Origin of the sequence: Polaromonas sp. YR568, assembly GCF_943371715.1 — a bacterium.
GTDB lineage: Bacteria > Pseudomonadota > Gammaproteobacteria > Burkholderiales > Burkholderiaceae_C > Polaromonas.
Genome location: NZ_CALRVW010000029.1, coordinates 1 through 22,029 on the forward strand (window position 1 = coordinate 1; position 22,029 = coordinate 22,029).

Consider the following 22,029-nt stretch of genomic DNA (forward strand, 5'->3'; position numbering starts at 1 on the left):
CACCCGGCCGCGTGGCAGGCCGCCGACGCCGAGCGCGATGTCCAGGCCCAGCGAACCGGTGGAGACCACCTGGATGTCCTCGATCACCTCGCCGGCGCCCAGCTTCATGATGGTGCCTTTGCCGAACTGCTTTTCGATCTGGGCCAGGGCGGCTTGCAGGGCCTTGGCTTTTTCGGTGTTCAGGGCGGGGTTGGCTTTGTTCGGCAGGTCCATGGAAAACTCCTTGAAAATCAGTGAGGGTGAAACTTTTGCTCTGGAACCAGAATCTGCTTTTAATCACAGTACTGGGTGCATGACCAGTACTTTATGGCTGCCGTATAAATAAGTAAACCTTGTTTTTAGTCAGTTTGCCTGATCAATCGGCTTTATCATTTCTGCATGGATTCCAGCCCCGTTCCCGCGCCCCTCAGCCACCCCGACGAGGAGAACTGGCGCCTGACCCACCTGGGCCGCCTGCTGGGTCACGCCCTGCGCCGCTTCGACGAGCGGGTGCTGGTGCTGATGGCGCGCAACGTGGATGTGCCGCTGGCGCTGTCCAACCTCGCGGCGCGCGCGCAGGTGGGCGCGGCCCACATCCACATCACGCGCCACCTGGCGGTCGGCGGTTCGCGCCTGACGGATCTGGCGCAAAGCGCCGGCATGAGCAAACAGGCCATGGGCGACCTGGTGGACCAGTGTGAAGCCTGGGGCCTGGTCACACGCCAGCCCGACCCGCACGACAAACGCGCCCGCACGGTGGTGTTCACCGCCGCCGGCCTGCTCTGGCTGCAGGCCTTCCGCGACGCCGTGGCGCAGGCCGAAGCCGAGTTCCGCCAGGCCGTGGGCACCGACGTGGCGACAGTCGTCGCACTGGGCCTGGAAGCCTATGCCGGCGCCTGAGGCGTGTCAGCAAACAAAGGACGATAAAAGCCTAGAATTTGGAAAACGGCCCCAGAGCCGTTTCACCCTGAACGTTCCGCCGGAGCGCGCCAGGGACCCCATCAGGAGACAAGCATGCGTATTTTGATTGCCGAAGATGACCAGGTGCTGGCCGACGGTTTGCTGCGTACGCTGCGGGCTTCCGGCGCAGCGGCCGACCACGTGGCCAGCGGCACCGAAGCCGATGCCGCGCTGATGACCAACACCGAGTTCGACCTCTTGATCCTGGACCTGGGCCTGCCGCGCATGCACGGGCTGGAAGTGCTCAAGCGCCTGCGCGCGCGCGGCTCGGCCATGCCGGTGTTGATCCTCACCGCCGCCGACAGCGTCGAGGAACGCGTCAAGGGCCTGGACTACGGTGCCGACGACTACATGGCCAAGCCTTTTTCGCTGCAGGAGCTCGAAGCCCGCGTGCGCGCGCTGATCCGGCGCGGCATGGGCGGCGCCAGCAGCACCATCAAGCACGGCCCGCTGGTGTACGACCAGGCCGGACGCGTGGCGACGATTGACGGGCAGATGCTGGAGCTGTCGGCACGCGAACTCGGCCTGCTGGAGGTGCTGCTGCAGCGCGCCGGCCGCCTCGTCAGCAAGGACCAGCTGGTCGAACGCCTGTGCGAATGGGGTGAGGAAGTCAGCAACAACGCCATCGAGGTCTACATCCACCGGCTGCGCAAGAAGATCGAAAAGGGCCCGGTGCGAATCGCCACGGTGCGCGGACTGGGCTATTGCCTTGAGAAGATTCCCGGCTAAATATGGCCCCCACGCTTTTCACTGCGTGTAATGCGCTGCCCCCCGAGGGGGCCGCTGCGCCTGCGGCCCGGCAAAGCCGGTTCCGCGGCCCCGGCTGGCGTGAAGACAACGCATACGCGTTTCCCGATCAGTGGCGTTGAGGCTTTTCCAGCGCGAACGGCGCAGCCTGTTCGGCGAGATCCTCGACTGGATGCTCACGCCGCTGTTGCTGCTGTGGCCGATCAGCCTGGCGCTGACCTGGCTGGTGGCGCAGAACATTGCCGGCAAGCCGTTTGACCGCGCGCTCGAGTACAACGTGCAGGCGCTGGCCAAACTGATCGTCGTCAAAAACAAGCAGGTGCAGTTCAACCTGACCGCGCCGGCGCGCGAAATCCTGCGTGCCGACGACACCGACCTGGTGTTCTACCAGGTGCTGGGCGCGCGCGGTGAATACATCAGCGGCGAACACGACCTGCCCCTGCCGACGGACGAGGAGATGACCTTTGACGGCGAAGTGCGGCTGCGCGAGGACATCATGCAGGGGCAGGATGTGCGTGTGGCCTACACCTGGATCAGGACCGACGTACCGGGCGGCCATCCGGTCCTGGTGCAGGTGGCCGAGACACTGGAAAAACGCAAGACGCTGGCCACCGAGATCGTCAAGGGCGTGATGGTGCCGCAGTTTGTCACGCTGCCGCTGGCCGTGCTGCTGGTCTGGCTGGCGCTGGTGCGCGGCATCAAGCCGCTGGACCAGCTGGAAAAACGCATACGCGCACGCAAGTCCGACGACATGAGCCCGCTTGACGAAACCATCGTGCCCGAAGAGGTCGCGCCCCTGGTGTCGTCCATCAACGACCTGCTGGGCCGGCTAAGGGTGCTGCTGAGCACGCAAAAGCGTTTCCTGGCAGACGCTGCCCACCAGCTCAAGACCCCGCTGGCCGGACTGCGCATGCAGGCCGACCTGGCACAGCGCGAAACCGACGCCGACGAACTGAAAAAATCCCTCAAGCAGATCGGCCGCGCCAGCATCCGCGCCACCCACACCGTGAACCAGCTGCTGGCCCTGGCCCGCGCTGAAACCACCGGCCGCAGCCTGGCCAAGCAGCGGCTGGACCTGGTGCACATCCTGGCCGAGGCCATCCAGGACTCGGTGCCGCGGGCGCTGGAAAAACGCATCGACCTCGGCTACGAAGGCCCGCCGGCCGGTGAGGCCGCCAACATGCTGGAAGCCAACCCCACGCTGCTCAAGGAGCTGGCGCGCAACCTGCTCGACAACGCGCTCAACTACACGCCCGAGGGCGGGCAGGTCACGGTGCGCCTGCTGACCGACCGCTTCAGCGGCGTGGTGGTGCTGCAGGTCGAGGACTCGGGCCCGGGCATCCCGGCCGTCGAGCGCGAGCTGGTGCTGCAGCCGTTTTACCGCGCCCTCGGCACCAATGTCGACGGCTCGGGACTGGGGCTGGCCATCGTGGAGGAAATCGCCAAACAGCATGGCGCCACGGTTTCGGTCGATGACGCCATGCCCGGACACACGCCGCCGGGGACTCGCATCACCGTCCGGTTCATGGGGTTTGCCGACCTGCCGCAGGAATAAAAGCCGGCACGTCACTACACTGGGGCACTGCCCCCGAACCGACGACCTGCCACTGGATCCGATGCGTAAAACAACAGCCATGAACAGCCAGCGCCACATGCGCACCCGGCTCAAGATCGGCCTCTCGGCCTGTTTTTCACACGCCGACCCGACCCGCTCGCTGTTCACCGGCAAAACCCTGCAATACGTCGAGCAGTCGGTTGCCCACTGGATCATGTCCTCGGGCGCGATGGTGGTGATGGTGCCCTGCCCGACCGGCGCCACGCAGCGCGGCGATGTCGGTTTTGACGACTACGCCCAGTGGCTCGACGGCCTGGTGCTGCACGGCGGCGCCGATGTCTGGCCCGGCAGCTACGGCGAAGAGCCGCTCGAGGAACGCTGGTCCGGCGACCGCGTGCGCGACGACTATGACAAGGCCATGGTCGCCTCCTTCGAAAAAGCCGGCAAGCCGGTGTTCGGCATCTGCCGCGGCCTGCAACTGCTCAACGTGGCCTTCGGCGGCACGCTGTACCAGGACATCGCCACCCAGGTGCCCGAATCCTTCCTGCATCGCGACGCGGTAATTTACGACCAGAACTTCCACAGCGTGGAGATCGTGCAGGGCACGCAGCTGTCGCGCCTGTATCCCGGCGTGGAGCGCGCACGTGTCAACAGCATCCACCACCAAGGCATCAAGGACCTGGCGCCCGAGTTCGAGGCCGAGGCCTTCAGCGTGCCCGACGGCATGGTGGAAGCCATACGCCGCAAGGACAAGTCAAAAAGCTACATCGCGGCGTTGCAGTGGCACCCCGAGTTCCACCAGCCGGGGTCGGACACGATTGACGATGCGGCAGTGCTGGAGGATTTTCTTTCTGCGGTGGCCGCTGCGAAAAAGCACGTGACAGCCTGAGGCGCCGCCGCTTTTAAGCAAAAAGCCTTTACCCCCAATTGGGGTGAGCGCCGATAGCTATTGAATTCATAGCATTCTTACGCGCTCCGACTGAACCTGTTGAAGCTGGTTCTTCGGTTACGTTTTGCGGTGCGCCAGCAAGCCGGGTCTCGCCCCGGCGCGCGAGGCACTTTTCTTTGTCTCGCCAAAGAAAAGTACCCAAAAGAAAGGCGACCCGATGGTCCGGGTCCCCTGCGCTGCGCTTCGGGGCAACCTGCGGTGCTCGACAAAAGCGGGGTCTCGCTCGAACTCGCCTTCGGCTCAGACAATCGCGAGCCCTGATCCGCTTTTGCCTGCGCTCCTCGGCCCAGCCCGACGGGTGGGAGATTGAAAACCAATACCAATTCGGGGAGACATGACGCGCACAGCGCGTCATGTCGAAGAACGTGGCCGTCATGTTTGCACGCGGATGCAGCACACGCAGCCAAATGAAGTCCCCCTCCATCGCCCAGCGGGGCGAGGGAGGGGTTAGGGGTGGGAGTGGGAGTGGGGAGTTAGTCCTACTGCCGGAAGAGGACCGGGAACGCTGCGTGATGCAGCGAATGGCGCGGAATTTACTCTGCCGTCAAATGCTTCCCGACAATCCCCGCCAGCTCAAACATCGTCACCTGCGGCTTGCCGAACACGGCCAGCAGCTTGGCATCGGCGTTGATGGCGCGTTTGTTGGTGGCGTCCTGCAGGTTTTCGGCCTTGATGTAATCCCAGAGTTTCTTGATGACCTGGGTGCGGGCCACCGGTTCGGCGCCTATCACCGCGGCCAGGGCGTCGCTGGGTTTCAGGCCGCTGCCGGGCTTGGCCACGCGTGGCACTTTCGGTTTGGCGGTTTTGGCAGCGGGGGCCTTTTTGGCCGCGACTTTCTTGGCCGCCACCTTCTTGACGGCGGGTCCGGCCGCTTTTTTGGCAGCCACGGTTTTGCCGAACGGGGTTTTCACCGTGCCGGTGCGCGGCGGGCCGGCGGTCTTGCGCGGCGGGAATTTCGACGGCGCAAACTCGAAGTTCACCTTGCCGGCTTCCGCGTCCCAGGCCAGCATGGCCTTGAACGGCCGGCGCGTGCGCATGGAGACAAACTTGTCGAGCAGGTCGGTCTTGCCGGTGGTGAGCAGCTTGACCATCTGCTCGCGCTCGACCGGCTGCTGCAGGATCATCTGGCCGGTCTTGAAGTCGCAGCTCGGCGTCGGCTGCGCGTTGGTCGGCACCGACTTTTCACACACATAGTTCTTGCCGTGTTCGAACACGCCCGCGCCGCACTTGGGGCAGGCGCCCAGCGACTGCTGGCCTGAAAAATCGACGATCTCGCCGGTCTCGCCGGCCTTGTCGTCGCCGAAATCGAATTCGAGCTTGTAGTTCTTCGTCTCTTCGTCGAACTTGATCACCATCTCGGCGGTGAACGGCCAGCCGGCCTTGGAGCGGAAACCGTCCAGCGGCCCGATGCGCTTGTCGCGCAGGAACTGCTCGACCTCGGCCACCTCGAAGGTGCGTCCGGCCGGCGTCTTGCCGAACGAGAAGCCGCAGCCATCGTCGCCCTTTTTGCCGACGCAGGTGTAGCGCCGGTAGTTCTCCTTGATCACACCGCCGCAGTTGGGGCAGGGCGCCGTGAGCGTGGCGTAGTCGCCGGGGATGGTGTCCTTGTCGTAACCCTTGGCCTTGTCGACCAGCTTCTTCGTCATGGCGGCAATTTCGGCCATGAAGGTCTCGCGGCTCAGCTTGCCGTGTTCCATCTGCGCGAGTTTGTATTCCCACTCGCCGGTCAGATCGGCGCGCGAGAGTTCTTCCACGCCCAGGCCGCGCAGCAGCGTCATGAGCTGGAAGGCCTTGGCCGTCGGGATCAGCTCGCGGCCTTCGCGCAGCATGTATTTCTCGTTGATCAGGCCCTCAATGGTGGCTGCGCGCGTGGCCGGTGTGCCCAGGCCTTTTTCCTGCATGGCTTCACGCAGCTCGTCGTCGTCAATCGTCTTGCCGGCGCCTTCCATCGCGCCCAGCAAGGTGGCTTCCGTGTAACGGGCGGGTGGCCGTGTCTTCAGACCCTTCGCTTCGACCACCTCGGCGCGCACCATCTCGCCGGGTTTGACCGGCACCAGGCTCTGGCCCTTGTCGCCTTCCTTGGCGTCGGCCACTTCATCGGCGGCTTCCTTGCCGTAAATCGCCAGCCAGCCCGGCTTGACCAGCACCTTGCCCTCGGTCTTGAAGCTGTGGCCGACGGCCTGCGAAATCCGCGTGGTCACCAGGTATTCGGCGCTCGGGAAAAACACCGCCATGAAGCGGCGCACCACCAGGTCGTACAGCTTCTGCTCGGCATCGCTCAGGCCGCTGGGGGCCTGCAGCGTAGGGATGATCGCAAAGTGATCGCTCACCTTGCTGTTGTCGAAAATGCGCTTGCTCGGCTTGATGTAGTTGCCCTTGAGCGCCGTGGCCGCGTGCGGCGCCAGGTGTTTCATGGAGCTGGCGGCCAGCATCTCGAAGGTCTGCTTGACCACCGGCACATAGTCTTCCGGCAGCGCGCGCGAATCGGTACGCGGGTAGGTCAGCGCCTTGTGGCGCTCGTACAGGCTTTGCGCAATCGACAGCGTGGTCTTGGCCGAAAAGCCGAACTTGCCGTTGGCCTCGCGCTGCAGCGAGGTCAGGTCAAACAGCAGGCCCGCGGCCTGCGTGGTCGGCTTGCTTTCTTCAGTCACCGTGGCGGCCTTGCCGCGCACCGCGTCGGCAATCGCCAGCGCCTCGCGCTCAGACCAGACGCGGTCGGCCTTCAGTTCGGCATCGGGCTCGGCGTTGTCCGCATTCGCGGCGGCCTTCTTCCACTTCGGGTCAAACCACTTGGCCGGGTACTCGCCGGCCTCGGCCAGAAAACTCGCGTGGATTTCCCAGTAATCGCGGGAGACGAACTTGCGGATTTTTTCCTCGCGCTCGACCACCACCGACAGGGTCGGCGTCTGCACGCGGCCCACGGTCGTCAGAAAGAAACCGCCGTCGCGCGAGTTGAAGGCCGTCATGGCGCGCGTGCCGTTGATGCCGACCATCCAGTCGGCCTCCGAGCGGCAACGCGCTGCATCCGCCAGCGGCAGCATCTGCGCGTCGGTGCGCAGGCTGTCAAACCCCTCGCGGATCGCGGCCGGCGTCATGGACTGCAGCCACAGCCGCTTCACCGGGTGCGCGCTCTTGGCGTACTGCTGGATCAGGCGGAAGATCAGCTCGCCCTCGCGGCCCGCGTCGCAGGCGTTAACGAGGGCACCCACGTCCTTGCGTTTGGCCAGCTTGACGATGGCATTGAGCCGCGTCTTGGTCTTGTCAATGGGTTTGAGGTCGAAGTAGGGCGGAATCACCGGCAGGTTGGCAAAGCTCCATTTGCCGCGCTTGACGTCAAACTCCTCCGGCGCCTGGATTTCCACCAGGTGGCCCACGGCCGAGGTGACCAGCCAGTCGTCGCTCTCAAAGTACTCATCGTGCTTTTCAAACTTGCCCACGGTCGGCGTCATCGCCCGCACGATGTCCTGTGCGACCGAGGGTTTTTCTGCAATCACCAGCGTTTTCATAAGTACTTCTTCAAACCTTCTACATCTTCGGGGAACATTTCCCCGGCTTCGGCAAACAGCACTTTTCCGCGCTTGCCACTGACTTTCACCACCACCACCACCGGCAGACCGTCCGGCTTGGGCAGAACTTTGGCCACGTCAGGGGTCAGCATCCCGGCGGGAAAGCTGTAACCCCTGGCCTTCATATAGTTGACCGCCGCAGCGGCCTCCTTATCAATCGACAGCGCCAGAACCTCCAGGCCCCGCGCCTTCTGCGCCCGCCACAAAGCCTCGATGTGCGGCGACTGAACCGCACAAAAAGGGCACCAGCTGGCCCACCAGTACACCACAAGCACCTTTCCCTCCACCTGCTCGGGCGTCCAGGGGCGTCCGTCCAGCAGTCTCAAGGCCGGCAAGGCCAGGGTGCTGCCGACCGGCGGCAGGGGGCTGTCCGAGCCCCGGGCCCACGCGGGCAGCCCCAGGCCCGCGGCGGCCAGCGCGGCGACGGATTCGAGGGCCTGGCGGCGGTTCATCATGGCTTGTTCCTTGCGTGCTTCACTACAATAGCGGCTTCGCGCGTACGCACGCGCGCACCCGCATGTGCGCGCACATGCATGAATTAACCATACCAAAAAAATACGTCGTGTCAAAAACTCAGGTCTCTGCCCCCCTTTCCAGCCCGCCCGCCCGGCCCGCCGCTGACGCCGGCCGCCGTATTCAGACGCGCGTCTCCAACGTTCATGGCAAGGGCGTGTTTGCCGTGCAGGACCTCGCCGAAGGCGAAACGCTGATTGAATACGTGGGCGAAGTGATCACCTGGAAGGAAGCCCTGCGCCGCCACCCGCACGACCCGAAGGACCCGAACCACACCTTCTACTTTCACATCGATGAAAAGCATGTGATCGACGCCAAGTACGGCGGCAACTCCTCCCGCTGGATCAACCACAGCTGCAACCCCAACTGCGAGGCTGACGAGCAGGACGGCCGCGTCTTCATCAAGGCGCTGCGCAACATCCCGGCGGGCGACGAGCTGTTTTACGACTACGGCCTGATCATCGACGCGCCCTACACCAAGAAGCTGCTGGCCGAGTACCCCTGCTGGTGCGGCGCCAAGAACTGCCGCGGCACCCTGCTGGCCCCCAAGGACGACAAGCCGGGCAAGAAAAAAGACAAAAAGAAGAGCAAGCCTGAAAAAACCGCCAGCGCCGACAAGCCCGTGAAAGGCAAGCAGCTCAAGAAAGAGCTCAACAAGGAACTGAAAAAAGTCCTGAAGAAGGCCGGCAAGACCGGTAAAGCCCCCAAACCAATCAAACCGGCCAAAGGCAAAAAGCCCTGACCTGTCATCGCGGGCCCGGCATGACAGACACCGTCCCCATCCGCTGGCCCGCCGAGGCCATCTGGGAAGCTGTGGCGCCGGTGTTGCCCGGTTTCACGGTCGAGGTGTTGCCGCAGCTGGACTCGACCAACACCGAACTGATGCGGCGCTTTCGGGCCGCCGGGCCGGACGCGTGCGGGCCCGTGCTGCTGGTGGCCGAGCAGCAAACCGCCGGCCGTGGCCGCATGGGTCGCAGCTGGCAAAGCAGCATCGGCGACAGCCTGACCTTTTCACTGGGCCTGCCGCTGCAACCGGCCGACTGGTCGGGCCTGTCGCTGGCAGTGGGCATCAGCATTGCCGAGAGCCTGGAACCCGGCAACCCCGCCGCACCCGCCATCCGCCTCAAGTGGCCCAACGACCTGTGGCTGAGCGATGCCCGGGGCGAATCCAAGCTGGCCGGCATCCTGGTCGAAACCGCCAGCTGGGGCGAGCAGCGTTATGTGGTCATCGGTGTCGGCATCAACGTGCGTCCGATGGCGCAGCCGCTGGCGCCCTCGGGCACCGGCCAGCCGGCCGCCCTGGCACCCGGCGCCCTGCAGACGCTGCTGCCCGGCATCGACGTGGCCCAAACACTGCTGCGCGTGGCGGCGCCGCTGGTGCAGGCGGTGCAGGCCTTCGGCCTGTTTGGTTTTTCGCCGTTTCAGGCGCGGTTTGCGGCGCGTGATGCACTCGCCGGGCGCGCCGTGCAGCTGTCCGACGGCACCCAGGGCGTGGCCCACGGGGTCGGGGAAAACGGCGCGCTGCTGGTGCATACTGCGGCTGGCATGCAAGAAATCACCAGTTCCGAAGTCAGCGTCCGTCCCGTGACGCCCCCCACCGCAGGCAGCACACGCCCATGCTGAGGCTGCTGGTGTTGCTGCTGGCGCTGGCCAACGTCGCCTACTTCGCCTGGTCCCGGGGTGCGCTGGCACCGCTGGGCATGGCGCCCAGCGTACAGACCGAGCCCCAGCGCCTGGCCACACAAATCCGGCCCGAAGCCATCCGCCTGCTGACGGCCGACGAAGCCCGGCAACTGGAAACCAGCGGCACGGCCCGCCCGGCCAATGGCGCCAGCGCCACGGCCGAAGCCGCCGAATGCCTGCAGGCCGGCCTGTTCAACGAGCAGCAGACCACGGCGTTGCGGGCCAGCCTGGAAAAAACCCTGCCCGCCGGCAGCTGGCAATTCGAAAGCAGCGCCGAACCGGCACGCTGGATTGTTTATATGGGCAAATACCCCAGCGAAGAGGCCCTGGCCAAAAAACGCAACGAGTTGCGCCAGCTCGGCGTGTCCTTCCGCTCGGTCAACAACGAAGCGCTGGCGCCCGGGCTGGCACTGGCCAGCTTTGCGCAGCAGGCCGACGCCGACAAGGAGCTCGCGCGTATTGCCGGCAAGGGCGTGCGCACCGCCCGCGTGGTGCAGGAGCGCGCCGAGGCGCGCGGCCAGACCCTCAAGCTCGCCGCGGTGGATGCCGCGCTGCGCGCACAGCTCGACGCGCTCAAGCCACAGTTCGAAGGCAAGCCGCTGCGGCCCTGCCTTTGAAGCGCCACGCGCCCGTTTCGCTACACATTCCATAGCTGCTCACGCCCGCTGCACTTGGGCTGGCGGCCAATTCGGCTTCAAAACCGGTCGACTCAGCGGACCTCCGCACGCACCGGCCGCTTGAACAGCTTGTGCACCAGCGCGCGCATCCACTGGTGCGCCGGGTCCTTGTCGGTGCTGCTGTGCCAGACCAGGCGAACCTCGTAGGCCGGCACGCCGGGAATGCCCCAGACCCGGCAGTCGTAACGCTGGCGCAGGTTGCGCGCATACATTTCGGGCACGATGGACAGCAGGTCCGAGGTCAGCGCCAGCTCGGGCAGCGCGCCGAAATGACGCGCCCGCAGCACGATGCGGTCTTCCAGTTTCATGCGCGCCAGCATCTGCTCGACGCTGCCGTGAAAGGTCGCCGTCGGTGCGGCCACCACAAACGAGGCCTCGGCCAGTTGCTGCGCCGTCAGGGTGCGGCCACTGCGGCCGGAGGCGGGCCGCCACTGCGGCGCGGCGATCGCCACATAACGCTCGCGAAACAGCAGCTCGGTGCGTATGCCGCGGTGGCGCGGCTGCAGGATGCCGATGGCCAGGTCGATCTCGCGCGCCTCGAGCGCCGCCGCCACGTCGGACGAAGCCACCGAGATGTTGGACAGCCGCGCGCCCGGCGCCTGGCTGCGCATCGCGCCGGCCAGTTCCGGCAGGAACAGCATTTCGCCGAGATCGGACAGCGACAGCCGCCAGTGCATGTCGCTGCTGGCCGGGTCGAACTCCTCGTGGCCGGTGACCAGCGTCTCCAGCGCCAGCAGCTGGGCCAGCACCGCGGGCGCCAGCTGCTCGCACAGGCGCGTCGGCTTCAGGCCTGACGGCGCGCGCACAAACAGCTCGTCTCCAAAAAAGTCGCGCAGCCGGGCCAGGGCATTGCTGGTGGCCGGCTGCGACAGCGCCAGGGTCTTGCCGGCCAGCGTCACCGAGCCGGTGCGATGAATGGCCGCCAGCACCCGCAGCAGGTTGAGGTCGAGTTGACGGAAATTCATCGCCGCGCCTTTCGCGAAAGGCCCTGTGAAGGGTTCTCAGGGTTGTCCCGAATTATTGATCAAACGGATGTGCTCCATTCATACAATCCATTTGCATGATGCCTTCAAGCTGCGTAAATTGCGCTGGAAACACAGGCGGATTGATGCACCCAGGACACATTTCCCAGACAGACGGCGCGGCTCAGGCCAGCGGAGTGGCGCATGGCTGAACGTTCATTTGCCGCCGAGGTGGAAAAACTGCGCCTGGGCGCGGGGGAAGAGTTCCGCGGCGAAGGCATCCTGGCCGTCACCAAGGCCCTGCTGCAGTCGGGCGTGTCCTATGTCGCCGGCTACCAGGGCGCACCGATTTCGCACCTGATGGACGTGCTCACCGACGCCAACGACATCCTGCAGGAGCTCGGCGTGCGTTTCGAGCACAGCGCCTCCGAAGCCACCGCCACCGCCACGCTGGCCGCGTCGGTCAACTACCCGCTGCGCGGCGCCGTGACCTTCAAGTCCACCGTCGGCACCAACGTGGCCTCCGACGCGCTGGCCAACCTGGCCTCGGGCGGCGTGACCGGCGGTGCGTTGCTGATCGTCGGCGAGGACTACGGCGAGGGTTCGAGCATCATGCAGGAGCGCTCACACGCCTTTGCCATGAAGTCGCAGGTCTGGCTGATGGACCCGCGCCCCAACCTGGAAAGCATTGTGCAGGCCGTGGAAATGGGCTTTGAACTCTCCGAAGCCAGCCGCACACCGGTGATGCTGGAGCTGCGCATACGCGCCTGCCATGTGCACGGGCGTTTCCCGACCAAGGACAACAAGCGATCGGCCTTCACGCTGAAGGACGCGATGGAAAACCCGCAGCGCGACGCCAGCCGCATCGTGCTGCCGCCGGCGAGCTACGCGCAGGAACAGGAAAAAATCACCGAGCGCTGGCCAGCCGCGGTGAAGTTCATCCAGCAGCACCAGCTCAACGAATTTTTTGCCGAAGATGCGAAAGACTTCGGCATCGTCATGCAGGGTGGCCTGTACAACAGCGTGCTGCGTTCGCTCGAGCTGCTGGGCCTGGCCGATGCGTTCGGGCAGTCGCAGGTGCCGCTGTATGTGCTGAACCTGACCTACCCCCTGATCGACGACGAGTTCAAGCGTTTTTGCGCCGGCAAGCGCGGCATCCTGCTGGTCGAGGAAGGCCAGCCCGACTTCATCGAGCAGAACGTCAACACCATCCTGCGCCGGGCCGACCTGCAGACCCGCGTGCACGGCAAGGACGTGTTGCCCATGGCCGGCGAATACACCGGCGGCGTGGTGCTCAAGGGCCTGGCCCGCTTCATCGCCCTCTACGCGCCCGAGTTGCTGGAAGGCCGGGAGCTGCCGCTGGCGGCGCGGCCTGCGGCCACCGGCCTGGCACTGCTGGACGGCAACCCCAAGGCCTTTGCCATCCAGGCGGCGGCCGCCGAAGTCCAGGCCCGCCCGCCCTCGTTTTGCACCGGCTGCCCCGAGCGCCCCATCTTCACCGCGATGAAGCTTATCGAGCGCGAGCTCGGCCAGCACCATGTGAGCTGCGACATCGGCTGCCACCTGTTTTCCATCCTGCCACCTTTCAACATCGGCGCCACCACCATGGGTTACGGCCTGGGCTGGGCCGGCGCCTCGGCCTTCAACACCACCGAAACCTCCAAGCGCACGATCGCCATGATGGGCGACGGCGGCTTCTGGCACAACGGCCTGACCAGCGGGGTCGGCAACGCGGTGTTCAACCAGACCGACAACGTGCTGCTGGTGGTGGACAACGGCTACTCGGCCGCCACCGGCGGACAGGACGTGCTCTCGTCCAAGGCCGTCAACCCGCTGCGCAGCACCAACAACCCGATCGAGAAAGCCGTGCGCGGCGTCGGCGTGAAATGGGCGAAAACGGTGACCAACACCTACAGCCTGACACAGATGCGCGACACCCTGCGCGAAGCGCTGACCACGAAGGAAAAAGGCCCCAAGGTCATCATTGCGCAAAGCGAATGCATGCTGAACCGCCAGCGCCGCGTCAAGCCGCAGATCCGCAAGATGATTGCCGGCGGTGAGCGTGTGGTGCGCGAACGTTTCGGCATCGACCCCGACACCTGCACCGGCGACCACTCGTGCATCCGGCTGTCCGGCTGCCCCTCGCTGACCATCAAGCCCAACCCCGACCCGCTGCGGCGCGACCCGATTGCCACCGTGATCGACAGCTGCGTGGGCTGCGGCCTGTGCGGCGAAGTGGCGCACGCCGCCGTGTTGTGCCCCTCGTTTTACCGCGCCGAAATCATCAACAACCCGACCGCCTGGGACGGCTTCAAGTTGAAGCTGCGCACGGCGGTGATCGGCTGGCTGCAAAACCGCATCGAGCGCCGGCTCGAAGGGATTGCGGCATGACGGAAACACTGCTGACATCGGGCAATCCCGCACTGAGCGCCGCCGGGCCGCCCCAAGGCGCGAGCGCCCCCTCGGGGGGCAGTGCAGTACACGGAGTGACAAACGTGGGGGCCCGTTCAATCACGATTGCCATTCTTGCGATGGGCGGCGAAGGCGGCGGTGTGCTGGCTGACTGGCTGGTGGATCTGGCCGAGCAGAACGGTTACTTCGCGCAGACCACTTCGGTGCCCGGCGTGGCGCAGCGCACCGGCGCCACCGTGTATTACCTCGAGATTTTCCCCGAAGCCGCCGTGCCCGCGGGCCGCAGGCCGGTCATGGCGCTGAGCCCGGTGCCCGGCGAGGTCGACATCGTGATTGCCTCGGAACTGATGGAGGCCGGCCGCGCGCTGCAGCGCGGCCTGGTCACGGCGAACCGCACCACCTTTGTGGCCTCGACCCACCGCGTGTATTCCATGACCGAACGCACCGCCATGGGCGACGGCCGCGTCAGCTCGGACAAGTTGCTCGAAGGCGGACGCGCCGCGGCCCGGCATTTCATCAGCGCCGACTTCGCCCAGCTGGCCGAAGACACCGGCAGCCTGATCAGCCCCACGTTGTATGGCGCGCTGGCTGCCACCGGCCGCCTGCCCTTTACCCGCGAACAGTTCGAAGCGACGATCACGCGCGGCGGCGTCGGCGTGACCTCCAGCCTCAAGGCCTTTGCCGCCGGTTTTGCCGTCGCGCAGCAAACGCTGGCACCGCCTGCCGCCGCAGCCCTGCCAGCCGCCGCGCCCATGCCGCCAGTCGGCGCGCGGCTCGCGGCACTGGCGCAACGCATTCAACAGGACTTTCCCGCCACCAGCCATGTCACGCTGGCCGCGGGCATCGTGCGCGCCGCCGACTACCAGGATGTGGCCTACGCCGCGGCCTACCTGGACCGCCTGCAGCCGCTGCTGGCCCGCCTGCCGGCCGACCCTGCGCTGGCCGCCGAGCTGCTGGACGAAACCGCGCGCCACCTGGCGCTGTGGATGTCCTACGAAGACACGGTGCGTGTCGCCGACCTGAAAACCCGGCGCTCGCGTTTTGCGCGCGTCGGCGGCGAAGTCAAATTGAGCCACACGCAGCACATGGGCATCAACGAGTTTCTGCACCCGCGCGTCGAGGAAATTGCCGACACGCTGCCGGCCGGCCTCGGGCGCTGGCTGCTGGCCACGCCCTGGGCGCGCGCCTGTATCGAGCCCTTCACGCGCAAGGGCCGCATCGTGCAGACCAGCTCGATACGCGGCTACCTGCTGCTGTACACGATTGCCGCGCTGCGTCCGCTGCGCCCGCGCTCGCTGCGGTTCCAGGTCGAGCAGCAGCGCATCAACGACTGGCTGGCCAGCATCACAAGCCTGGCGCCGACCCATCCGGCGCTGGCGCTGGAGGTGGCGCGGTCGCAGCGCCTGGTCAAGGGTTACGGCGACACCCATGAACGCGGCTGGCGCAGCTACCAGCGCGTGATGGCCAAGCTGCCGCAACTGCAGGCCCAGCCGCAGGGCGCCCAGACATTGCAGGCACTGAGCCGGGCCGCGCTGGCCGACGACAGCGGCAAGGCGCTGGAACAGATGCTGGCCACGGTGTAGGCCGTCAGCGTGAGAGTGGTAGTCGCCCGCATTGACGGGTGTTTGTGCAGAGCGGATCATCGATAGCAAATCCAACAGGAGACAGACCCCATGAAAGTCAGCTTTTCAACCACCCTCAGGACGGTTTCAGCCGTGCTGGTCGCCGCCAGCTTTTCGGGTGGCGTCGCCGCGCAGGAAGTCACGCTGCGCCTCGTCAGTGCGTTTGCCGAAAACGGCATCTACGTGCAGCGCCTGCAGCCCTGGATCAACAAGGTCAACGCCGAAGGCAAAGGCGTGCTGCAGATCAACTTCCTCGGCGGCCCGAAAGCCATCCCGACCTTCGAGGCCGGCAATGCGGTGAAAACCGGCGTGGTCGACATGGCACTGAACACCGGCGCGTTCTACACCAACGTCATGCCCGAGGCCGACTTCCTCAAGCTGACCCAGATCCCCGTGGCCGAGCAGCGCAAGAACGGCGCCTTCGACGCGATCAACAAGGTCTGGAACGAGAAGGGCAACATGCAGTACCTCGCGCGCATGGTGGAGAACCAGCCCTTTCACATCTATACCAACAAGAAAGTCGACAAGCCTGACCTGACCGGCCAGAAGATCCGCATCACCCCGGTGTACCGCGACTTCTTCCAGTCACTCAACGCCAACGTCATCACCACGCCACCCGGCGAGGTCTACACCGCGCTCGAGCGCGGCGTGGTCGACGGTTACGGCTGGCCGATCGGCGGCATCTTCGATTTGAACTGGCATGAAAAAACCAAGTTCCGCATCGACCCCGGTTTCTACGACGCCGAAGTCTCGCTGATCATGAACCTGCCGGCGTACAAGAAGCTCACCGACACGCAGCGCAACTACCTGCAAAAGCAGCTGCTTGCGCTCGAAGCCGAAAACACCTTCTGGGCCAAGTACACCACCACGGAAACCGCACGCCAGCAGGCCGCCGGCATCCAGACCATCACGTTTGATGCCGCCACGGCCAAGGCTTTCCGCGACAAGGCTTACGACATCGGCTGGGCCGGTGCGACCAAGCAGAGCCCGGACATTGCCGCCCGCTTCAAGGCGCTGTTTTCCAAATGAGCGCCCAACCGCAGGCGGCGCTTGGCCGCCTCACCCGCCGGTGCCCTGGCTGCGGTGGCTTGATTCATGATTGACCGCCTGTCGTCCCATTACGGCAGGGCGCTCAGCGCGCTGGCCATGCTCGGCTGCGCCATCCTGATGGCCATGATGCTGATCATCGTGGCCGATGTGGCGCTGCGCAACCTGCCCATTCCCGGCCTGCCGCAAGGCCTGGCCTGGAGCAATGAAATCTCCGAACTCATGCTCTACCTGATCACCATGTGTGTCGCGCCCTGGCTGCTGCGCCAGGGCCAGCACATCCGGGTCGACATCCTGCTGCAGGCGCTGCCGCCCCGGCTGGCCTGGACCCTCGAATGGCTCGGCGACCTGATCGGTTTTGCCTGCTGCGTGGTGATCGCCTGGTATGGCACGCAGGCCGCCTGGTCAAGCTACACCTCGGGCGCCGTCAACATCAAGACCCTGGTCACCCCCGAGTGGTGGGCGCTGGCGCCGCTGCCGCTGGTTTTTGTTCTTCTTGGAATTGAAATGATTTTTCGCATGATCCGGCTGCAACGCGGCCCGCGCGGTCCGCGCCACGACGCGGTGAGCGCAGCATGAGCGGCTGGGGCCTGGCCGCCTGGCTGATGCTGGGCGGCTCCACCGTGCTGCTGTTCATCGGCATGCCGGTGGCGCTGACTTTCATCACCATCAACATCATCGGCGCCTGGCTGTACATGGGCGGCGAACCCGGGCTGATGCAGCTGGCACGCAGCAGCGTGACCTCGGTCACGGCTTTTTCACTGACGCCGATTCCGCTGTTTGTGCTGATGGGCGAGATCCTGTTTCACACCGGCCTGGCCCTCAAGGTCATCGAGGGCGTGGAGCGCCTGATCAAACGCGTGCCCGGCCGTCTCGCGGTGGTGGCCGTGGTCGCCGGCACAGTGTTCTCGGCGATCTCGGGCTCGACGATTGCCACCACCGCCATGCTCGGCTCGCTGATGCTGCCCATCATGCTGGCGCGCGGTTACCACCCGACGATTGCCACCGGCCCCATCATGGCCATCGGTGCGGTGGACATGCTGATTCCGCCGTCGGCGCTGACAGTGCTGCTCGGCTCGCTCTCGGGCATCTCGATTTCCAAGCTGCTGATAGGCGGCGTGATTCCGGGTGTGATTCTGTCGGTGGCCTTTGTGCTGTGGATCATCATCCGCGTCAGCATCAGCCCCAAGCTCGCGCCGGCCGACAGGGACGACGTGGTGCAACATCGCGGCTGGGCACGCTGGAGCCTGTTTTTTGCTTATGTGCTGCCGACGCTGTCGATCTTCGGCGTGGTGGTGGGCGCGCTGGCTGCCGGCTGGGCCACACCGACCGAATGCGCGGCGCTGGGCGCCTTTGCCACCATGCTGCTGGCCCTGTGTTACCGCGTGCTGACCTGGGACGCGGTGATCAAGGCACTCAAGGGCACGGCCGGCATCTCGGGCATGATTCTGTTCATCATCCTGGGCGCCACGACCTTTGCGCAGATCCTGTCGTTCTCGGGCGCCAGCAGCGGCCTGGTGCAGTTCATCACCGGCCAGGGCCTGTCAACCAACATGATTGTGGTCGGCATGATGCTGATGCTGATTTTCCTGGGCATCTTCGTCGACCAGGTCAGCATGATGATGATCACGCTGCCGATTTTCATGCCCATCGTGCAGGCGCTCGGCATCGACCCGATCTGGTTCGGCGTGATGTTCCTGATCTGCATGCAACTGGGCCTGCTGCTGCCGCCGCACGGCCTGCTGCTGATGACCATGCGCGGCGTGGCGCCGCCTTCGGTCACCATGGGCCACATCTTCACCGCGGTCGTGCCTTATGTGGTCATGAGCCTGATCCTGCTCGCGGCGGTGTTCTGGATCCCGGCGATTGCGACCTGGCTTCCCAAGCTGATCGGGTAGTGCCGTCTCAAACAGCGATGCGCTCAAACAGGGCTTGGCGATGTGCGGGATTGGACGCATCGCCTTCGAGCAAAACCTGGCCGCGTTCTAGCGCATAAAAGCGGGTCGACAGATCGATGGCGCGGCGTACGTTTTGCTCCACCAGTACGATCGGGATGCCGTCGCGGCGCAGACCTTCCATAATGTGGAAGATCTCCTCCACGATCCGGGGCGCCAGCCCTTCGGTCGGTTCGTCGATCAGTAGCAATTTGGGTTTGCCCACCAGCACGCGTGCCATGGCCAGCATCTGCTGCTCTCCGCCTGACAGGGTGGTTCCCATTTGCTGGCGGCGTTCACCCAATCGCGGGAAGCGCTGATAAATTTCATCGAGTCGTCGTTTCGATTCCGCGCCCGAGCGACTTGGGCATTGCATGAAACCCAGCACCAGGTTTTCTTCCACCGTGAGACCGGGAAAGATGCGTCGGTCCTCAGGCACAAAGCCAATGCCACGCCGGCAGATCACGTCCGAGGCCACGCCGCCAATCTCCTGGCCGTCGAAAGCAACACGCCCCTCCGATGGCGTGAGCCATCCGGCGATCGTCTTCATCACGGTGGTCTTGCCCACGCCATTGCGGCCAAACAGGCCAACCACCTCGCCGGCGCGCACGCGGATCGACACACCCTGCAGCACATGACTCAGTCCGTAATGGGCATGAACATTTGTCAGTTCAAGCATGGGAAGTATCTCCAAAGTAAGCCGATTGCACGGCCGGATTGCTGCGCACCATCTGCGGCGTGCCTTCGGCCAGCTTGGCGCCCTGATGCATTACCACAACATGGTCCGACAGACTCATGACCAGATCGACATCGTGCTCGACCAGCAGAATGCTCAGCGACTCGCCTGCCAGACCACGGATCATGGCCCCCGTTTCCTGTGTATCGGCATGACTCATGCCCTGGGTGGGTTCGTCCAGCAGGAGCATGCGTGGACGGGCCGCAAGGGCCACGGCAATTTCAAGCCGGCGCTGCTCCCCGTGCGACAGGAAACCGGCCAACTCATCGAGCTTGCGTTCCAGCCGAAAACGCTCTACCAGCTCGTCGACCCGCTGCAGCGCCAACCGGCTGGAACTGACGGGCCGCAGCAGGCCGCGGCCGTGTTCAAGGAATTGCGCCGCCAGGCGCAGATTCTCGCGGACCGTCAGTTCGAAAAACAGGTTGGTGATCTGGAACGAGCGCGCCAGGCCTGCCGCCAGCATGTGATTGGGCGCAGAACCGGTCAGGTCCTGCCCGTCAAATATCACACGGCCAGCGCTCGGCCGGATCGCCCCGCTGATCAGGTTGAACAAGGTGCTTTTGCCGGCGCCGTTCGGCCCGATCACCGAGGTGATCTGCCCGCGTTGCGCCTCAAAGCTCACCCTGTTGACGGCCACCAGTGACCCAAAGCGTACCGAGATGTCGTTCACCGAGAGAATGGCGTCCGGGGGGGCGGCGACCACGGCTACAGGCACTGCATTCATGACGATTTCTCCCTGTTGGCATGACGCCGTTCAAGCGCCTCAAGCACATAACCGATCAGCCCCTTCGGAAAGAAAATCACCGAGATCATGAAGATCACACCGATCACGAGCTGGTGGTGGGCCGTGAATGTGCCGATGACCGATCTCAGCACCGTGAGGATCGCCGAACCGTAGAGCGCACCGATCAGCGTGCCCGTGCCACCCACGATGACATTGATAATGGCGTTGCCTGAGACTTGGAAGAACATCAGCTCGGGCGATACAAAACCGCGCAGCATCGGATAGAGAGCGCCCGACAGTCCCGCCACGTTGGCCGCCAGCACAAAAACAGCAAGCTTGTACCGCCAGGGGTCGACGCCAAGGAACGAGACGCGGTGTTCATTGGTACGGATCGCCGCCAGCTGGTGCCCAAAGGGCGTTTCCATCAGGTAGGCCAACAGGCCGTACAGGACGGCTATAAATGCCAGCACCAGCAAGAAGAATCCCGCCGGGCTGGCCGCATCAACACTGAACAGCCCGAACGAAATCTGCGGTACCGGCACACCGATGATGCCGTCCGACGCACCCAGCTCGCGCGTGTTGAACACCACCTTGGAGACCACTTGCGCCAGCCCGAAGCTGATCAGCGCAAAGTAAACGCCCTTGGCGCGAATCGCAATCACCCCGGCCAGCAACCCGACCAGCGTGGTCGTCACCAGCACCACCGCCATCGCCAGCCAGAACGAAGGCAAGCCCTGTTTGAGCACCAGGGCCGAGACATAGGCGCCAAACCCGAAGAAAAGGGCCTGCCCCAGGGGCAGCAGACCGGTCCGTCCGAGCAGCAGATCGACCGACAGCGCCAGCCCACCAAAAATCAGTGATTCAGTGGCCAGCCGGAAGAAAAACACGTCGCCAGTTATACCCGCCACCACCGCAAACAGCAGTGCAAGGCCGAAGAACAGCCAGGCCAGCGCAAGAGTCGGGCGACGCAGAAGGCGAGGCGTCACGGCGGTAGACAGTGCCACCGGATCAGCGGTCATTTCACGCATGGCCCAACCTCCCGAACAGCCCTTGCGGACGCCACATCAACACCAACACCATGATCGCGAACAGCAGCGGGTCGCTCCACACCGGGGAAATATAGAGGCTGGAGATCGACTGGATTTGGGTCAACACCAAGCCAGCGATGACCGCGCCCTTGATCGAACCCATGCCGCCGATGATCACGACGGAAAAGGCAATCAGCACAAAGTCACGCCCCATGGTCGGGAACACCGAATAGATCGGCGCCAGCAATACGCCGGCCAGGCCTGCCAGCGCCACACCAAACGCAAACGTGCCGGCGTACACCACGGCCACCGGTACGCCAAGCGACGCGGCCATATGACGGTCATAGGCAGCTGCACGCACCATGGCACCGAGACGTGTGCGAAACACCACCAGCCAGACCGTGGCAATCACCACGCTACCCATCGCCATCACGAAAAGACGGTAGTTCGGAAAGAACAGGCCGAAGACCTCGCTAGCTCCGGAAATCGGTGGTTCCAGACGCAACGGGTTGGCACCGAACACGATCTTGAGCGCATCCTCGAGAATGATCGCCAGGCCAAAAGTCAGCAGCAGCGTCAACGTGTGCCGCTCCTTGGAATGGAACACGCGCTGGATAAGTGCGCGTTCCGTTGCATAGCCCACTACCGCCATCAACAGCGGCGTCAGACCCAGCGCCCACCAGAAGGGCAGGCCTACTCCCAGCAGCGCCACCGCGGCGTAAGCGCCAATGGCATAGAACTCGCCATGCGCCATGTTGATGACATCGAGCAGGCCGAAGATGATGGTCAGGCCGAGGGCCATCAACACCACAGCCACGCCGATCGACGCTCCGTTGATCACCTGCGGCGCCAGCACAAACTGCAGCCACTCCAGCATTTCACCCATGTCTGTCTCCTGAAGTGCAGCGGTGCCAGGCCAGGCCCGGAGCGCGCGC

General features: G+C 64.7%; 19 protein-coding genes and 1 pseudogene. 12 read left to right on the forward strand and 8 right to left on the reverse strand.

Annotated elements, in window-relative coordinates:
• Positions 1-213: pseudogene (recA, locus tag AAG813_RS17000) on the reverse strand (recombinase RecA); the annotation flags it as partial.
• Positions 214-378: 165 nt separating this feature from the next.
• Here recA and AAG813_RS17005 point away from each other — a divergent pair.
• The 4 genes from AAG813_RS17005 (at position 379) to AAG813_RS17020 (ending at position 4,130) form a co-directional block, all read left to right on the forward strand.
• The gene (locus tag AAG813_RS17005; RefSeq protein WP_341916942.1) at positions 379-879 is read left to right on the forward strand and encodes a MarR family winged helix-turn-helix transcriptional regulator; all 501 of its coding nucleotides are present in this window, start codon (positions 379-381) and stop codon (positions 877-879) included.
• Positions 880-993: 114 nt separating this feature from the next.
• Complete coding sequence (locus tag AAG813_RS17010; RefSeq protein ID WP_096666079.1) at positions 994-1,668, forward strand: response regulator transcription factor; 675 nt, start codon at positions 994-996, stop codon at positions 1,666-1,668.
• 136 nt (positions 1,669-1,804) lie between these two features.
• Positions 1,805-3,241: a sensor histidine kinase N-terminal domain-containing protein gene (locus AAG813_RS17015; RefSeq protein WP_341916999.1), complete on the forward strand. Its 1,437-nt coding sequence runs from the start codon at positions 1,805-1,807 to the stop codon at positions 3,239-3,241.
• Positions 3,242-3,320: 79 nt separating this feature from the next.
• Positions 3,321-4,130 carry a type 1 glutamine amidotransferase gene (locus AAG813_RS17020; protein ID WP_341916945.1) on the forward strand — a complete coding sequence of 270 codons (810 nt, stop codon included), beginning with the start codon at positions 3,321-3,323 and terminating at the stop codon, positions 4,128-4,130.
• Positions 4,131-4,723: 593 nt separating this feature from the next.
• Here AAG813_RS17020 and AAG813_RS17025 read toward each other — a convergent pair.
• Positions 4,724-7,696 (reverse strand): DNA topoisomerase III, encoded by a 2,973-nt coding sequence (locus AAG813_RS17025; protein WP_341916947.1) that lies wholly within the window; start codon positions 7,694-7,696, stop codon positions 4,724-4,726.
• Complete coding sequence (locus AAG813_RS17030) at positions 7,693-8,211, reverse strand: TlpA disulfide reductase family protein (protein WP_341916948.1); 519 nt, start codon at positions 8,209-8,211, stop codon at positions 7,693-7,695. Before AAG813_RS17030 ends, AAG813_RS17025 begins: the two co-directional genes overlap by 4 nt.
• A 74-nt stretch (positions 8,212-8,285) precedes the next feature.
• Here AAG813_RS17030 and AAG813_RS17035 point away from each other — a divergent pair, with 74 nt between their 5' ends.
• The 3 genes from AAG813_RS17035 to AAG813_RS17045 are packed head-to-tail and all read left to right on the forward strand — an operon-like array spanning position 8,286 to position 10,569.
• Entirely contained in the window at positions 8,286-9,011 is a 726-nt protein-coding gene (locus tag AAG813_RS17035) for an SET domain-containing protein-lysine N-methyltransferase (RefSeq protein WP_341916949.1), read from the forward strand.
• Positions 9,012-9,031: 20 nt separating this feature from the next.
• On the forward strand, positions 9,032-9,892 hold the full coding sequence (locus AAG813_RS17040; protein WP_341916951.1) for a biotin--[acetyl-CoA-carboxylase] ligase: 861 nt from the start codon (positions 9,032-9,034) through the stop codon (positions 9,890-9,892).
• On the forward strand, positions 9,886-10,569 hold the full coding sequence (locus tag AAG813_RS17045; RefSeq protein ID WP_341916952.1) for an SPOR domain-containing protein: 684 nt from the start codon (positions 9,886-9,888) through the stop codon (positions 10,567-10,569). The genes AAG813_RS17040 and AAG813_RS17045 overlap by 7 nt, the downstream gene beginning before the upstream one ends.
• 92 nt (positions 10,570-10,661) lie before the next feature.
• Here the strand turns inward: AAG813_RS17045 and AAG813_RS17050 are convergent, their stop codons facing one another.
• Positions 10,662-11,594: a LysR family transcriptional regulator gene (locus AAG813_RS17050; RefSeq protein WP_341916953.1), complete on the reverse strand. Its 933-nt coding sequence runs from the start codon at positions 11,592-11,594 to the stop codon at positions 10,662-10,664.
• 201 nt (positions 11,595-11,795) lie between these two features.
• Here AAG813_RS17050 and AAG813_RS17055 point away from each other — a divergent pair, with 201 nt between their 5' ends.
• From AAG813_RS17055 to AAG813_RS17075, 5 genes are all read left to right on the forward strand, one after another.
• Positions 11,796-13,982 (forward strand): indolepyruvate ferredoxin oxidoreductase subunit alpha, encoded by a 2,187-nt coding sequence (locus tag AAG813_RS17055; RefSeq protein ID WP_341916954.1) that lies wholly within the window; start codon positions 11,796-11,798, stop codon positions 13,980-13,982.
• A 140-nt stretch (positions 13,983-14,122) separates the two neighbouring features.
• A complete protein-coding gene (locus AAG813_RS17060; RefSeq protein WP_341917001.1) occupies positions 14,123-15,586 on the forward strand; it encodes an indolepyruvate oxidoreductase subunit beta family protein in 1,464 nt (487 codons plus the stop codon).
• Between the two features lie 90 nt (positions 15,587-15,676).
• Positions 15,677-16,654 carry a TRAP transporter substrate-binding protein DctP gene (gene dctP, locus AAG813_RS17065; RefSeq protein WP_341916957.1) on the forward strand — a complete coding sequence of 326 codons (978 nt, stop codon included), beginning with the start codon at positions 15,677-15,679 and terminating at the stop codon, positions 16,652-16,654.
• 66 nt (positions 16,655-16,720) lie between these two features.
• Complete coding sequence (locus AAG813_RS17070; protein ID WP_341916959.1) at positions 16,721-17,251, forward strand: TRAP transporter small permease; 531 nt, start codon at positions 16,721-16,723, stop codon at positions 17,249-17,251.
• Complete coding sequence (locus tag AAG813_RS17075; protein WP_341916961.1) at positions 17,248-18,570, forward strand: TRAP transporter large permease subunit; 1,323 nt, start codon at positions 17,248-17,250, stop codon at positions 18,568-18,570. Before AAG813_RS17070 ends, AAG813_RS17075 begins: the two co-directional genes overlap by 4 nt.
• A 7-nt stretch (positions 18,571-18,577) precedes the next feature.
• Here AAG813_RS17075 and AAG813_RS17080 read toward each other — a convergent pair whose 3' ends face one another.
• From AAG813_RS17080 to AAG813_RS17095, 4 genes are read right to left on the reverse strand one after another with little or no spacing between them, the layout of a single operon-like run.
• Complete coding sequence (locus AAG813_RS17080; protein WP_341916962.1) at positions 18,578-19,285, reverse strand: ABC transporter ATP-binding protein; 708 nt, start codon at positions 19,283-19,285, stop codon at positions 18,578-18,580.
• A complete protein-coding gene (locus AAG813_RS17085) occupies positions 19,278-20,066 on the reverse strand; it encodes an ABC transporter ATP-binding protein (RefSeq protein ID WP_341916963.1) in 789 nt (262 codons plus the stop codon). The genes AAG813_RS17080 and AAG813_RS17085 overlap by 8 nt, the downstream gene beginning before the upstream one ends.
• Positions 20,063-21,094 (reverse strand): branched-chain amino acid ABC transporter permease, encoded by a 1,032-nt coding sequence (locus AAG813_RS17090; protein ID WP_341916965.1) that lies wholly within the window; start codon positions 21,092-21,094, stop codon positions 20,063-20,065. Before AAG813_RS17090 ends, AAG813_RS17085 begins: the two co-directional genes overlap by 4 nt.
• A complete protein-coding gene (locus tag AAG813_RS17095) occupies positions 21,087-21,980 on the reverse strand; it encodes a branched-chain amino acid ABC transporter permease (protein ID WP_341916966.1) in 894 nt (297 codons plus the stop codon). The genes AAG813_RS17090 and AAG813_RS17095 overlap by 8 nt, the downstream gene beginning before the upstream one ends.
• Positions 21,981-22,029 lie beyond the last annotated feature (49 nt).